Source organism: Pontibacter populi (assembly GCF_040278685.1).
Taxonomy (GTDB): domain Bacteria; phylum Bacteroidota; class Bacteroidia; order Cytophagales; family Hymenobacteraceae; genus Pontibacter; species Pontibacter populi.
On record NZ_JBEOKT010000003.1, the window covers coordinates 333,324 to 348,003 of the forward strand.

A 14,680-nucleotide genomic window follows, 5' to 3' on the forward strand; every position below is an offset into this window, starting at 1 on the left:
AAAAAAGGGAGCTTAAACGGCTCCCTTTTCTTTTCTGTAGTTCATCAGTTATCGTTACATTTCTACTTTTCCAGCAGCATTTTAATGGTTTGCGAGCCGGTGCTGCTCACCAGCCGGGCTACGTAAATGCCTTTCGGCCATGCTGTTCCATCTAGTTCCACACTATAGCTTTGGCCTTCTTCAGTTTCTCCTTGCCATAGTTGTTTCACCAGTTTGCCGCGCATGTCATATACTTCCAGCCTGTACGTATCTGATTTGTCTGCTGTAAAGGTAACGGTGGTCTTGTCTCTGAACGTGTTTGGGTAGTTGTAAAGCGTTTCTTGTTTACTGGCAATTTTGCTGGCTGTAGCAAGAGGGTGAATAATGATCTGACCACGGACAATGCGTGAGGTCGGGTTGGTCATGTCATAGATATCGCCGGCCGTTTCGAAGTTGTCATACACGATGGCATTGCCGGCATTCTTATCCCAGATGCGGATGCGCAGTTCATCGGCGGCATCGTCTGCGCCGGTTCCGCGGCCATCCCATACCGAAGCTACAAAGCCATAGTTGCCCTGTCCGTTCAAGGTGCCGGTGCCCTGCCACAGCGCCTGGTTACCTCTCACTACCAGCCAGTCTATAGTATTGCTTCTGAATACGCCCTGATCGCGTAAGTTAAGTTGTGTCTGGCCTTGCGGAGTAGTATTCCGGTTTTGGTTATACTTTACATTAAAACTGAACTGGGCATTAAGTTGCTGATTCATCCATGGGAAAGCTGTTTGCAGGGAAAGAAGCTGCCCGCCACCGGTCACGGAACTGGCATTTGGGTCGTAGATCACCAGCCATTCTTTGTAGTCATCGTTTTCAGCCAACAGGCAGCTTTCGCTGAAGTCCAGCCCTACCCGGTAAATGCCCGCCTGGATGTAAGTATGCTCGCCAGTAATGTGGGAATCCCCTGCTGAGAAATAAGCTATAGTTGGCACACCCTGATCGCCCCACTCCCAGCGGATGTTATGCGCTTCTCCCGGCACATAGTCGCCAAAGTCGGCAGTGGTGCGTACCTGCTCTCCTACGCGCACGGCATGTGGCGGCAGGCTCAGCTGTACTTGTAACGGATCGAAACATGGTAGTTCGCTCTTCTGGTTGTATTTGATGGTAAGAAAATCGGAATCTGCTGGATTCTGATTGCGGACAGAGCCTGAAATAATCACATTCCGGTCCTTGTCAAGTGTTATTACATTTGCCAGGTCATTTGGTCCAACTGGCTTAACTATAGTCCAGACAGCATTTCCGTCAGTAGCATCATACTTTCTTGTTACAAAACTTTCTGCTCCTGCGCCAGTCTGTACGACAGCTCCTACTGCATAAACCCCTCCTAAATTATCAACCGTAATATCTCTACCAATAGAACGATACTCAACATCATACTCGCTTTGCCATAATTGCTTACCATCTGATGCACTATATTTGGCAGTAACAAAGTTACCTCCACTACTACCTGTTAGATAAATACCACCATTATCATCTGTAGCTATAGCGACTTCGTCTATAGGTTCTACATCCTGAGCAACCCAAATCTGCTTACCGGTTTGAGCATCAAATTTTACAGTACCATAAGACCCTCCACTTGGTCCTAACACATAAACATCATTTTCTTCATCAACCGCTATCTTTCGGCTAATATCAATGTTTCCACTATTATAGGAGCTTTTCCAATCCAAAGATCCATCCGATGCGTTATATTTTAGTATCAGAAAGTCCTGATCAGGCTGACCTGGACCAGAAGGCATCTTAAAGGTGGTGCCAGCAACATAAACTATGGCATTAGTTTCAACTATATCAGCAGCAATCCCTTTTTCATTTTCAGCAATCCACTCCTGAGCACCTGTAGCTGCATTATATTTTATAGTTGTTATAAATTGGGACCCATTTAAGCCTTTTGTTCCAGTTATATAAACTCCACCTGCATTATCTGCTGCTATAGCTGCATCCATTGCTGAGTATCCCTCTTCACTGTAAGTATTTTCCCAGAGTTTGCTTCCATCAGCAGCACTATATTTTTCGATCAAAAAAGCAATCCTACCTGTACTGCTATCGAATGTGGTTCCAACTAAAAAAACTCCACCGGCATTATCTACAACAAAGTTGTTATCTTCTGTGGGTGAACTTGAAATTATTGTATTGCTGTTTAATGACCACAATTCTTCTCCTGTGGAAGAGTATTTTATAATAGATACAAAAGTGTTTGAAGTGACACCCTTTACTTCTGGTGTTACGCTTCTGCCTGCTACATAAATGTTTCCCTCCTGATCTGTTTTAAAACCTGTAGGTTCATCCCTCGTTTGTAAACCCTGTATCCTGTTTTTCCATAGTTGTGCTCCATTAGAAGGCTGATGTTTCGCCACAAACATCTTTAATCTGTCATCAGCTGTTGCACCTAGTCCAACTATATGTATTCCTGAGCTACTGATCCTAATATCTGTTATTTCATCCGTATAGTAGTTACTGTCGTTTTCACTCAAATGCTGCCATAATAGTTTCCCTGTTACGGCCTCATATTTACTTATAAGGTATTCAGCACTTGAACTACTACCTGCAGCATAAACTACACCTGCCTTAGCTGTAACCAGCTTTCTTATGGTTCCTTCAAAAGCTGTTTGCCATTCTGTAGCCCCAGTCTCAGCACTATATCTGATAACATAATTAACGCCATCAATTGCACCTCCACTGTACACTCCTCCCTCGTTATCTATTGCTATATTATTATTGGCTAGTATAAGAAAATCATTTTTAGGAATAGGTCTATTCCAGAGTTGTTCTCCATCAGAAGCCTGATATTTTATTAAAAAGCCTTCTGCTGACCCCATAGTTGATCCGGAGATGAAGACCCCTCCAGAATCATCAACAGCTAACCCAGTAACGTCACGGAATTTAGTTCCATCATAATTTTGAACCCAGATAGTTTCACCATTTCCCCCATGGTACTTGAGCGTTACAATTTCCTGTATAGTTGCCAGTGCTGATTCCCTGAACATACCGGTCACGTATACATCCCCCGCTTCATCCAGCTCAAAATCGAAAAATTTCAACAAGTTATTTGAAGGGTTTTCGGCACTGCCTGTTCTTGTTAAATAATTAGACCAGACCACACTGCCATCAGAAGTATTTAATTTAATTAAGGAATAACGAATAATAGAAATGGAAGTATGTCCGACAACAAATACACCTCCCATATTATCTACCAATATTTTGCTACCGCGGCTATTCCCTCTTATTAGATTTAAAGTACGCCAAAGTTGAGCACCGTTTTTACCATCGTATTTTATAACCATATCATCTCCTCTTGAAAGAAGATAATGATCATCTGAGCCAACAATATACACGTCTCCATTAGCATCCACAGCAATGTCATTTACTTCTGCTGTAAAACCACTGAAGTATCGTACTGCCCAAAGTTCTTCACCTTCCGGAGAGTATTTAGCAGTAACTATATGGGTATATCTGCCTCCGCTAGTACTGCTATTACCTGTGACATAGCTATTGCCATCTTTGTCTACCGCTAAGTGTACAGTAGTATTAGCGTCCAGAACTTCACCCTTATACCGCCTCGCCCACTCTTCCTTTACATCCTGGGCAAAAACACTGGCGGGATAAATAAAAGTTAGTAGTAAAAGACTTAATAAAATGTGGCGCAGTTGTGAGCTCCGCTTCCGAATAAGTAAAATAGTTTTCATAATATTCTGGTAGATAAGTGTGCTTAGACTGTATGTTCAAGTCTGATCAGATATGCTCCAGGGCCAGAGCAATACGGTGGAGGGTAAGTTCAAAGCAATATCGGGTATAATGTAAGCTGGTAGCGTAACTACTGAGCGGGTTATTGATTCCAGATCAGTAGTTACTTTTCATACCAGTAAAATTTACCTTTCCAGCAGCATTTTAATGCTTTGCGAACCGGTGCTGCTCACCAGCCGGGCTACATAAATTCCTTTTGGCAGTGAGGTCCCATCCAGTTCCACACTATAGTTCTGCCCTTCTTCAGCCTGTCCTTTCCAGAACTGCTTCACCAGTTTGCCGCGCATGTCATACACTTCCAAAGTATAGTTTCCAGCTTTTTTTGCTGTAAAGGTTATGGTGGTCTTGTCTTTGAAGGTGTTCGGGTAATTGTAAAACGTTGCCTGCTGGCTGACTATTTTGCTGGCTGTCGCAAATGGGTGAATGATGATCTGGCCACGGACAATGCGCGAAGTTGGATTGGTCATATCATAGATATCGCCGGCTGTCTCGAAGTTATCATACACAATGGCATTGCCGGCATTCTTATCCCAGATGCGGATGCGTATTTCATCTCCTGCATCATCATCTCCGGTTCCGCGGCCATCCCACACAGAAGCGGTAAAGCCATAGTTACCTTCACCGTTCAGGGTGCCGGTGCCTTGCCACAGCGCCTGGTCTCCGCGCACCACCAGCCATTCTATCGCGTTGCTTCTGAATACGCCCTGCTCCCGAAGATTAAGCTGTGTCTGGCCTTGTGAAGCGGTGTCTTTGTTTTGGTTATACCGCACATTAAAACTGAACTGGGCGTTAAGTTGCTGGCTCATCCACGGTAGCTGGGTTTGCAGAGAAAGCAGCTGCCCGCCCCCCGTCACTGAGCCTGCTGCAGGGTCGTAGATGACCAGCCATTCTTCAAAGTCGTAGCTCTCTGGCACCAGGCAGCTTTGGCTAAAGTCCAGCCCTGCGCGGTAAATGCCGGCCTGGGTATAAGTATGCTCGCCGGTAATGTGCGAATCTCCTGCCGAGAAGTAAGCTATCGTTGGCTGACTCTGATCGCCCCACGCCCAGCGGATGTTATGCGCTTCTCCTGGTACGTAGTCTCTAAAGTCGGCGGTGGTAAGTACCTGCTCGCCTACCCGCACTGCCTGTGGTGGCATACTTAGCTGCACTTGTAATGGGTCAAAGCATGACAGATTTCCTCCCTGTTGGCTGTATTTGATTGTCAGGATGTCGTAACCGGAGAAGTCAACTGTACTCAAAAAAGGATTAAAGGTGGAGCCAATAACAAGCACATTGAGATTGTTATCCAATGTTAGGTCTACAGGTATTGACAAGCTATTTATGTCAACAAGTCTTTCTTTCTTTACTTCCCAGACCTTGTCTCCATCAGATGCTCTATATTTTACAGTCGTTAAACTTCCGTCTGTTAATCCTGCTACATAAACTCCACCTACACTGTCAGTCGCAATAGAATGTGCAATGGCACTTGATGTCGTAGCATAATTCTGGGTCCATAGGGGTTCTGCCGTTAAGGTATTATATTTCCTTACTAATACTTCCCCTCCGTTTCTTCCCGCAGTGTATATGCCACCAGCATTGTCGATAGCTGCAATCGTCGACTGATCTTCGTTCTTGATTGTCCATATTCTTTTTCCTGAATCAGCATTAAACTTCAATAAAGAAGCACCTGGACTGTATCCAACAATGAAGAGTCCGTTTCCTGAATCCAGTAACATATCTGTAGGAACATCGTTAAATCCGCTATCATAAGTAGTATCCCAGATTTGGCTGCCGTCTGCTGTATTATACTTTAACAGGAAAATATCATTATTACTTTCTCTTCCTGGCCCTAACACATAACTAAATCCTGCTACAAATACCTGCCCGTTACGCACAGCTATTGCAGTTCCTTGATTAAACTCTTCACTTAAACTATAGCTTGCTTTCCATATCCTTTTGCCCGTATTTGCATCGTATTTTAATGTTACTGCTTCGTGAATACCGTTACGTCGCCATCCGGTAACGTATACCCCTCCGGCATCATCAACTGTGATGTCTTTACTTCCTAAACTGGCACCATCTTCAAAATAGCCATCAACCCATAGCTGTTCACCGGTAAGTGCGTCATACTTGATAGTCAAAAAAGTATTGCCAAAGTTGACATACACGCCATTAGCATTATCCAATACTATTTTACTCTCTGATAATTCACCCCACCTGTTTCCAAGAGTATAGCACCTGGTCCATAGTTCTTCGCCTGCTGGGGAATATTTTATGGTAATAATTTCCGTCTTAGCATCTTGAGTATAAGGGGATGGTGGTCCTCCCACTCCTGTTACGTATACATTCCCATCCTTGTCTGTTACAACACCATGAGCTATATCTGAAGCTGGAGTTATTCCTAAATATACAGTTTTCCAAATCAATTCTCTATTAGCAGCATTGTGACTTGCAACGAATATATGTGTAGTATTATCTGGCAATGTACTGATACCTGCCACCTGTACTGTACCGGTTGTACTTACAATGAATGCAGTTACAGAATCTTTTACCGAATCATTATCAGGTACTGTCCACACTTGCTGACCACTTGATACCAAATATTTCCTGATGATGTAACCAGTGTCAGTACCCGATCCGGATGCAAACAGGTTACCTTTACCGTCTAAAGCCAATGCAGCCAATTCACGATTAAAAGGGGTGGACCAGTCTGTAGTACCATCTGCTGCATTTATACGTACTATATGAGCTTTCCCATCTATAGTTCCCGATAGGTATACTCCACCAAATGCATCTGCTTGCAGGTTCTTAATACCCGATATAGCTTCACCATCAACTGTTAGATTCTGATACCATAGTTGTGCACCACTATAAGCCTGGTATTTGACCAGAAACTCCTGTGATATGCCATCAGAAGAAGTTCTGGTATACCCATTAACATAAACTCCCCCATGATTATCTAGAGCTATAGCTGCATCAAGATGCCCACCAATATTACTTTGGGTCCAGAGTATTTCACCATCAGAACCACTTATTTTATGCGTGATGAGTTCTGCACTACTCTTAGTACCTGTTATGTAAACATCACCTAAGCTATCAAGTACAAAAGATCTGAAATCGTATTCATCTTCAGGAATATCCCGATCATATGAACCTTCACTCCATATAGTTTCGCCAGTTGCAGCATCAAACTTGGTTAAAATTGTCACCTGGCGTGGAGGTACAAAACTTTGTGAGTATGAAGTAACGTACCCATCACCTTTATCATCCAACTCGATCTGGCGACCTATTGTATGACGACCTTCAGACCTACGAATAGTCCATAATAATTCTCCGTCCAATGAACTGTATTTAATAACTAATAGAATACTTCGAAGAGCACTTGGAGAGAACATAGAACCAACTAAATACACATCCCCCGTACTGTCCACAGTTATATCACTAACATGATGGGTCTCTAATGTACTATAATGGCGGGTCCATAGCTCTTCTCCTGAGCTGGAATATTTAACAGTTACGATATGATGCCCTAAACTGGTACTGAATGCATTGCCTGCTACATATGTGTTGCCTTCACTATCATTAACCAGCTTTACCGTACTTTCCTGGCTTGGCACGTCCCCACCGTACCTTTGCATCCACTCTTCTTTTATATCCTGGGCAGACACCTGAGTTGGATAAATGATAGATATTAATATGAGAACAAAGACAGTGTAGCGCAGCCATAAACTGCTTTTCAGACTAAGTAAAATAGTTTTCATAGGTAAGTAATTAGGTCTCAGAATAAAACTTAGATGCGTAGAGGGTGAAGAAAAGGAGTGAACAAGGTATCCGTGCATAGCGGAAGCCTTGCCTGGTATGCATGCAGCGACTCACATATTTATACTATAATAAATATGTTTAATCTAATAATATCTTTAATAATAGGCAGACAGAATATTTAATCTGGTAGAGTTACTTAAAATAAGTGCGAGCGGAGATATAGTTTACGCTAACTATAGTTTCCGGCTAATTTTATAGTTAGCCAAGTAATCCTGCTACTCTTTCTGCTTTCTGAGAATATGCTTGTATATTTGGGAATCGGAATTGTTGTACAGAGCGGCTCCGAATTTTTACCTTAAAACGACACGACTATGTTTGATATGATGGGCATGATGGGCAAAATGAAAGAAGTCCAGGCCAAACTGAAAGAAGCACAGGAAAACTTACAACATATAACTGTATCTGCCGAAGCCGGTGCTGGATTAGTAAAAGCAACGGTAAATGGCCAGCGTAAGCTTTTAAAGATCGAGATAGACGAATCGCTGCTGAATGTTAACGACCGTGAAATGGTGAACGACCTGGTAGTAGCCGCCGTGAACAACGCCATGCTGACAGCTACCGAGCGTGCCCAGGAAGAAATGAAAAAGCATACTTCCGGACTTTTACCTAACATACTAGGCTTAGATCTAGGCAGTTTTGGTTTATAGTACCAGCCGCACGGCTATCGTTATCCTCAACTGGAACGGCCAGCACTACCTGCAGCAGTTTTTACCATCGGTGTTGGCAAACAGCCCGGGCTGCGAAGTTATAGTTGCTGATAATGCTTCTTCTGACGATTCTATAGTTTACCTAGAGCAGAGCTTTCCGGAGGTTAGAATAATCAGGCTTACCCAGAACCACGGTTTTTGTGAAGGCTATAACCTCGCGCTGCAACAAGTGGAGGCTGAATATTATGTGTTGCTTAACTCGGATGTGGAAGTTACGCCGGGATGGGTAGAGCCTATAGTTGCGATGCTGGATGCTGACCAAACTATAGCCGCCTGCCAGCCAAAGATAAATGCACATCAGCACCCGGACTTTTTAGAACATGCCGGAGCCGCCGGCGGAATGATAGACACCCTGGGTTACCCGTTTTGCCGTGGCCGTTTGTTTGAGACCGTGGAAGAAGACCGGGGACAATACAACGATGTGCAGGAGATTTTCTGGGCAACCGGAGCCTGTATGTTTGTACGCTCTAATCTATACCACGAGCTTGGCGGACTGGAACCTGCTTTTTTTGCGCACATGGAGGAGATAGACCTTTGCTGGCGCGCTAAAAATGCAGGATACAAAATCATGTACAATGGCCATAGCCAGGTATATCATGTGGGTGGTGGCACGCTGCATAAATCAAACCCACGCAAAACGTACCTGAACTTCAGAAATGGGCTGGCATTGCTTTATAAAAACCTGCCGGGATCGGAGCTGATACCAACTATAGTGTTGCGCATTATACTAGACTGGCTGGCTGCCTTCAGGATGGTAATGGCCGGCCAAACAGCCGATGCACGCGCCGTGCTGGATGCCCATGCCGATGTTTTACGCAACAGCAGCTACTGGCGTAAACGCAGAAGAACGCAGCAACCAAAGGGCAATTTTGCCCGTATGGCAGGCGTTTACAAAGGCAGCATTGTGTGGGAGTATTTTGTCAGGCAGAAGCGAACTGTGTCGGAACTATAACTATAGATCCCAAACGGTGCTTCGCTCACGACGCAGGCTTTTTTGCACGTTCATCCAGAAGGCTAGCATCAGGTAAATAAGTACCGGCGAGCCCATGGTAAGGAACGACAAATAAATAAATGACAGGCGAATGCTACTACTGGCTATGCCGAGTTTTTCGCCCAGCATCGTGCACACGCCAAAGGCCTGAGATTCGATAAAGTACTGGATTCGTTTCATTAGCATTTCCAATTAATCTATAAAAATAAGGTATTAACTTTTTTCATCAAAATCAGCCGTCGCAATTTGTTATTGCTAAACGGTAAAAACAGGTTCTGATGTACTTCTACGAGCAAATTTAATAACCAGCTATGCCCTGTTACAAAAAAAAGTCTGTAACCCTGTTCTTTTACATCGCCCTGGTAGCTCTTGTTACCAGCAGCTGCACCCTGCAGAAAATGGTACGCCTGGCAAAAAAACAGGAGATAATTGTGCAGCCAACACCGCTTGTTGCCAATGGCCAACAGGTAGAATTTGAGCTGAAAGTTGCCATGCCACCAAACATTATAAAAGACGGCTTCCGCTATAAAATGGATATTTACTACGAATACGGCGAACAGCAACGCGAGCAGATCGGGGCGATAAACTTCGAGTTTGGCGAGTTTTTGTACGAGAACGGCTGGCCAACTATTACCAAACAATTCTCTTTCCCTTATGCACCTAAAAAGAACAAAGGCAAGCTGTTTGTGCAGGGCATGGCTATAGAGAAAGAAACCGATGACGTAAAATACAGCGAACCAAAACAGATCGCGACCGGCCTGATCACCACTCCCCTGCTGATCGTGCGCAACAACGAGATTCTGTTTGTACCAGATAGTTACGCCAACGAAGCCGACAAACCAGCGCTGCTGACCTTTTATTTTGAAGAAGATAATGCTAAGCTGCGCAGCCACCTGGGTTCTAACCTGGCTGTGCTGGACCAGTACATAATGGATAATGTTGCTACCCAGGCCGTAACTATAACTGCATCGCAGTCGCCGGACGAGACAAAGGAAATGGCTCAGAAACGCCTGGCAGCTATGGAAACCTATTACCGCTCTAAACTGGAAGCACTAAACTATAGCAAGAAGAAAGTAACTATAAAAACACTGCCTTTAAAAAGCACCTGGGAGCAACTGGTAACCAAAATAAAAGCATCTGCGCTGCCTAAGGCCGTTATCCAGGAGGTTACAACTATAGCTACCAGCAACTTATCAGATAAAGAAAAAGACGCTGCCCTGCAGAAAACCGGTGCAAACGAATACCTGCAACTATACGTTTACCCTGCCCTGCGCTTTGCCGAAGTAACCATAGACTATAGCCGCGACAAAAAAACGGATTACGAGCTATACCTGCTGGCCAAAAAGATAGCCGAAGAAAAAGCCCCTGCCGATGCCCTGACCGAACAGGAACTACAGCACGCCGCTACACTTACACCACTTCTGGCCGAGAAAAAGCAGATCTATGAAGCAGCTGTAAAAACCACCAACAAATGGCCTGCTTATCATAACCTGGGCAAAGTATACGTAGAGATGGCTCGCAAAGAGTACCGCACCAAAGCCAAACAGGCCTTACTGGCAAAAGCTATCCATAACCTGACGTATGCCGGTTTCCGGAACCCGACGGCGCCGGTATACTATAGCCTTGCAAGCGCTTACCATGTGCGCGGCGATAAATTAGAGGCATTACAATACTATGATTATGCGATAAAACTGGGTGGCAACCCCGAAGAGCTGAAACGAATTTTTGCTGACAAAGCTGCTTTGGAAATTGAGATAGGCCAGTTTGACGATGCCATTGAGAGCCTGAAATATTCCGGTAATGGCTACCAGACACAGATGAACCTGGGTTTAAGCTACATGCTGAAAGAGAATTACGAAGGTGCCCAGGAATTTTATAACAAAGCGCTGGAACTGCAACCAAACGATGCCCTGGCCAACTATAGTTTAGCCATTATTGCGGCTCGTACCAAAAACGAGCAAATGCTGACCAGCCACTTGCGACAGGCCATCAGAACGGATAACAGCTATACCTTGAAGGCGATTGAGGATATGGAATTTGATGCCTACCGTGCAGAGCAAGCCTATAAAGATGCTTTCAGGCCATAAGCAACTATAAATGCCGGAGCTTGCCTTGTAAATTGGAAGACTTATCTTAATTTTACCCACTGAATCGAGAATATAACATCTGATATGCGAAGTATACAGTTTAGAGAAGCCCTGCGCGAAGCCATGTCGGAGGAAATGCGCCGCGATGAGAGCGTGTTTCTGATGGGTGAAGAAGTTGCAGAATATAACGGTGCTTACAAAGTTAGCCAAGGCATGCTGGACGAGTTTGGTCCGGAGCGTGTAATAGATACCCCGATCGCTGAGCTTGGTTTTGCCGGTATCGGTGTGGGTGCATCCATGAACGGCTTACGTCCTATTGTGGAGTTCATGACATTCAACTTTTCTCTGGTTGCTATTGACCAGATAATCAACTCTGCCGCTAAAATGATGTCGATGTCAGGTGGCCAGTACTCCTGCCCGATGGTTTTCCGTGGACCTACTGGTAGCGCTGGTATGTTGTCGTCGCAGCACTCGCAGAATTTTGAGAACTGGTATGCCAACACGCCTGGTTTAAAGGTAGTTGTACCATCTAACCCTTACGATGCAAAAGGCCTGATGAAGTCTGCTATCCGCGATAACGACCCTGTAATTTTTATGGAGTCGGAACAGATGTATGGCGACAAAGGCGAAGTGCCTGAAAAAGAATACCTGATCCCGATCGGTGTGGCTGACATTAAGCGTGAAGGTACTGACGTAACTATAGTTTCTTTTGGTAAGATGATGAAAGTGGCACTTGCTGCTGCTGAAGAACTGGCCAAGGACGGTGTAAACGCTGAGGTAATTGACCTGCGCACAGTTCGCCCTATCGACTATAAAACCCTGATCGAGTCTGTTAAAAAGACGAACCGCATGGTGGTAGTGGAAGAAGCCTGGCCGCTGGCCTCTATCTCTTCGGAGCTGGCTTACCATATCCAGAGCAACGCCTTTGATTACATGGATGCCCCTGTTAAGCGCGTTACCTGCCGCGATGTTCCGCTTCCGTATGCTCCTACGCTTATCGAGGCATCTTTGCCGAACGTAGCACGTACAATTGAAGCCGTAAAACAAGTAATGTACAAAAAAGCATAATCAGCTTTAAACCCTGATAAGAAAGGCGACTTACAACGAGTCGCCTTTTTCTTTTTCCTTCACTTCCACTTTGCCGGTATCGGTATCAAATTCTACTTCTTTTTTTTTAACTTTCACGGCTATATCCTCAGGCTCTATTTTCATATCATGCGCTTTGGAATACACCTGCGTAAACTCCGCCCCAAACAGGAAGATGACCGACGTATAAAATACCCACACCAGTATAAGCACCAGCGAACCGGCAGCGCCATAGGTATCAGCCAGCGGGTCGTGCTGGAAGTAAATATTGAGCACATATTTGCCCAGCACGAAAAGAACAGAGGTTACCGCAGCGCCAACCCACACATTTTTCCAGCGGATTTTGGCATCGGGCAGTACACGGTAAATGGCAGCAAATATGATGGTACTAATGATAAGTGAAACAAGGATATTACCGATTGTGATAAAGTAAATTGCTACCCCCGAAAACTGCTGCCTTAAAAAATCATACACGATGCCAAGCGCTACATCTATAGAAAGCGACACCAGCAACAGAAAGCCCATACTTATCACCATTGCCAGCGAAAGCACCCGGCCGATCAATAATTTCACCCAGCCTTTTTCTATTTTTGCCTTTACTTCCCACATCGCATTCAGGGAGTCCTGAAGGGCAACAAAAACCGTGGTAGCCGAAAAGATCATGGTGGCCACGCCAACTATAGTCCCGATGGTGGTGGCGTCTGAAATGCTGGCATTCTCGATGATGCTCTGAAATTGCTCGGCACTGCGGCGGCCTACGATACCACCCAACTGGTTTACAACCTCGCCTTTTACGGCGTCCTGCCCAAAAGCTGCCCCCGCAATACGAATGGTAATGATAAGCACCGCCGGCAACGAAAAGATTGTATAGAAGCCAATAATAGCCGCATAATCCAGCGGATTATCGTCTACGAACTCTTTAAAGGTCTGCTTTGTGATCTCCCAAGTGGAGGCAACACGTTTATTCATGTGCTTGTAGCTATAGTTGTAACACCCATTAGTTTGGTTGAAATCAGCTATAGGTACGGGAAATTATTGTTTGTTGATGCTTTTGGGCAGGCTTTGGGTCGATTTTATAGTTGCGCTAACACTCAAATGCTCTCCCTGCTCCTTCGGATTTGTGATACGAAAGTATAGTACCTGCGGATTTGTAATCCGCATTACGAAGGCGTTAGCTATAGGGATTAAAGCGGATTGCAAATCCACGGTTAGGTGAGTTCCAGATTACAAATCCGGAACAGCGTGTCTCGCCACAACTATCAAAAAATACCGCCAGTTTGAGCGCAGCGGTAACTGGTGGTGGAACATGGCGGCAGTTTGCAACTGCCGGGTTTCAGAACTATAGTTACGCCAGTTACAAACTGGCCCCATCAGTAACCACAAGTTGCGCTAGCGCTAAACTTGCGGTATATAGATAAATATAGTTTAAGGTGGCCAGAGGCCGTATGTATCTCACACTCGCGGGACACGAGCGAAGGCAGGAAATGAATCAATTACTAATATTGTGGAGCTCTCCAAAATCATATCCTTGCCCGTTCAACTTATCTCTCTCATCATCACTCATTTGGGCAAAGATGTAGTTCTCGTGGGTTATAGTTGCAAATATCTCAATTCCATTCTTTATTAGAGATAAATCTTCAAACTGATAGTTATACCAGTCTTTGTAAGATTTTGAGAGTATAAATTTATTTACTCTGTCAGTCAGTCTATATCTCCGACTGATTCCACTTGAAAAAGTTTTATTCTTACTTTCTAGCTCTTCAACTAAGTCAGGCTCAAGGAACTCTAATTCAGGATTTAGCTTTGCAGAATCATAAAGGATATTAAACTCAGCAAAATCCGCTTTCTCTAAATAAGTATTTAAAAGATCGTACCACTTTTCATCAGAAACTATACTTTCTGATAGAGCGAATGAATTTGCCTTGTCCATGTCATTTTTGAAAGTAAAATATCAAACTATAAACCCTACACCTGCAACACCAGCTTAGCCAGGAAATTACCGTTTTCGCCTTCGTACAGCACTTCCATTGTAAAGCCGTGTTCTTCAGCATATTGCTCCAGCAGGCCGGCATCTATAAAAAGCCATTTAAATTTGCCGCTTTCGTGGGCTTTATATTTCATGTTATACTCCACTTCGCCATAGTAACCGGCGTTCAGGTCCAGCAACACCGAGCCATCTTCCTGCTCATACATGTAAAGTATATCAGACGACTCCAGCAAAATCTGACCACCCGGGT

General features: G+C 44.5%; 10 protein-coding genes and 1 pseudogene. 4 read left to right on the forward strand and 7 right to left on the reverse strand.

Going from position 1 to position 14,680, the window contains the following annotated elements; translation table 11 throughout:
• Positions 1 to 62: 62 nt before the first annotated feature.
• Together ABS362_RS04925 and ABS362_RS04930 are read right to left on the reverse strand one after the other, a co-directional pair.
• Positions 63 to 3,713 carry an outer membrane protein assembly factor BamB family protein gene (locus ABS362_RS04925; protein ID WP_350411210.1) on the reverse strand — a complete coding sequence of 1,217 codons (3,651 nt, stop codon included), beginning with the start codon at positions 3,711 to 3,713 and terminating at the stop codon, positions 63 to 65.
• Between the two features lie 183 nt (positions 3,714 to 3,896).
• Entirely contained in the window at positions 3,897 to 7,511 is a 3,615-nt protein-coding gene (locus tag ABS362_RS04930) for an SBBP repeat-containing protein (protein WP_350411211.1), read from the reverse strand.
• A gap of 372 nt (positions 7,512 to 7,883) precedes the next feature.
• On the opposite strand from ABS362_RS04930, the gene ABS362_RS04935 reads away from it, so the two are divergent.
• Together ABS362_RS04935 and ABS362_RS04940 are read left to right on the forward strand one after the other, a co-directional pair.
• Positions 7,884 to 8,219: a YbaB/EbfC family nucleoid-associated protein gene (locus tag ABS362_RS04935; protein WP_350411212.1), complete on the forward strand. Its 336-nt coding sequence runs from the start codon at positions 7,884 to 7,886 to the stop codon at positions 8,217 to 8,219.
• Positions 8,209 to 9,231: a glycosyltransferase family 2 protein gene (locus tag ABS362_RS04940; protein ID WP_350411213.1), complete on the forward strand. Its 1,023-nt coding sequence runs from the start codon at positions 8,209 to 8,211 to the stop codon at positions 9,229 to 9,231. Before ABS362_RS04935 ends, ABS362_RS04940 begins: the two co-directional genes overlap by 11 nt.
• Here the strand turns inward: ABS362_RS04940 and ABS362_RS04945 are convergent, their stop codons facing one another.
• Positions 9,232 to 9,450 (reverse strand): PspC domain-containing protein, encoded by a 219-nt coding sequence (locus ABS362_RS04945; RefSeq protein ID WP_350411214.1) that lies wholly within the window; start codon positions 9,448 to 9,450, stop codon positions 9,232 to 9,234.
• 131 nt (positions 9,451 to 9,581) lie between these two features.
• Between ABS362_RS04945 and ABS362_RS04950 the strand changes: the two genes are divergently transcribed.
• Both ABS362_RS04950 and ABS362_RS04955 read left to right on the forward strand, forming a co-directional pair.
• Entirely contained in the window at positions 9,582 to 11,357 is a 1,776-nt protein-coding gene (locus ABS362_RS04950; protein ID WP_350411215.1) for a tetratricopeptide repeat protein, read from the forward strand.
• A gap of 84 nt (positions 11,358 to 11,441) precedes the next feature.
• A complete protein-coding gene (locus ABS362_RS04955) occupies positions 11,442 to 12,425 on the forward strand; it encodes a pyruvate dehydrogenase complex E1 component subunit beta (protein WP_350411217.1) in 984 nt (327 codons plus the stop codon).
• A gap of 30 nt (positions 12,426 to 12,455) precedes the next feature.
• On the opposite strand, the gene ABS362_RS04960 is transcribed toward ABS362_RS04955, so the two are convergent.
• The 4 genes and pseudogenes from ABS362_RS04960 to ABS362_RS04975 all read right to left on the reverse strand — a co-directional run.
• Positions 12,456 to 13,412 (reverse strand): YihY/virulence factor BrkB family protein, encoded by a 957-nt coding sequence (locus tag ABS362_RS04960; RefSeq protein WP_350411218.1) that lies wholly within the window; start codon positions 13,410 to 13,412, stop codon positions 12,456 to 12,458.
• 63 nt (positions 13,413 to 13,475) lie between these two features.
• The gene (locus ABS362_RS04965; RefSeq protein WP_350411219.1) at positions 13,476 to 13,604 is read right to left on the reverse strand and encodes a hypothetical protein; all 129 of its coding nucleotides are present in this window, start codon (positions 13,602 to 13,604) and stop codon (positions 13,476 to 13,478) included.
• Between the two features lie 328 nt (positions 13,605 to 13,932).
• Complete coding sequence (locus ABS362_RS04970) at positions 13,933 to 14,373, reverse strand: hypothetical protein (protein WP_350411220.1); 441 nt, start codon at positions 14,371 to 14,373, stop codon at positions 13,933 to 13,935.
• Between the two features lie 35 nt (positions 14,374 to 14,408).
• Positions 14,409 to 14,680, reverse strand: a pseudogene (locus ABS362_RS04975) (class I SAM-dependent methyltransferase); the annotation flags it as partial.

Bases quoted from the DNA above. Each gene is read 5' to 3' on its own strand.
- ABS362_RS04925 (WP_350411210.1), bottom strand. From the start codon at position 3,713: ATGAAAACTATTTTACTTATTCGGAAGCGGAGCTCACAACTGCGCCAC.
- ABS362_RS04930 (WP_350411211.1), bottom strand. From the start codon at position 7,511: ATGAAAACTATTTTACTTAGTCTGAAAAGCAGTTTATGGCTGCGCTAC.
- ABS362_RS04935 (WP_350411212.1), top strand. From the start codon at position 7,884: ATGTTTGATATGATGGGCATGATGGGCAAAATGAAAGAAGTCCAGGCC.
- ABS362_RS04945 (WP_350411214.1), bottom strand. From the start codon at position 9,450: ATGAAACGAATCCAGTACTTTATCGAATCTCAGGCCTTTGGCGTGTGC.
- ABS362_RS04950 (WP_350411215.1), top strand. From the start codon at position 9,582: ATGCCCTGTTACAAAAAAAAGTCTGTAACCCTGTTCTTTTACATCGCC.
- ABS362_RS04955 (WP_350411217.1), top strand. From the start codon at position 11,442: ATGCGAAGTATACAGTTTAGAGAAGCCCTGCGCGAAGCCATGTCGGAG.
- ABS362_RS04960 (WP_350411218.1), bottom strand. From the start codon at position 13,412: ATGAATAAACGTGTTGCCTCCACTTGGGAGATCACAAAGCAGACCTTT.
- ABS362_RS04965 (WP_350411219.1), bottom strand. From the start codon at position 13,604: ATGCGGATTACAAATCCGCAGGTACTATACTTTCGTATCACAAATCCG.
- ABS362_RS04970 (WP_350411220.1), bottom strand. From the start codon at position 14,373: ATGGACAAGGCAAATTCATTCGCTCTATCAGAAAGTATAGTTTCTGAT.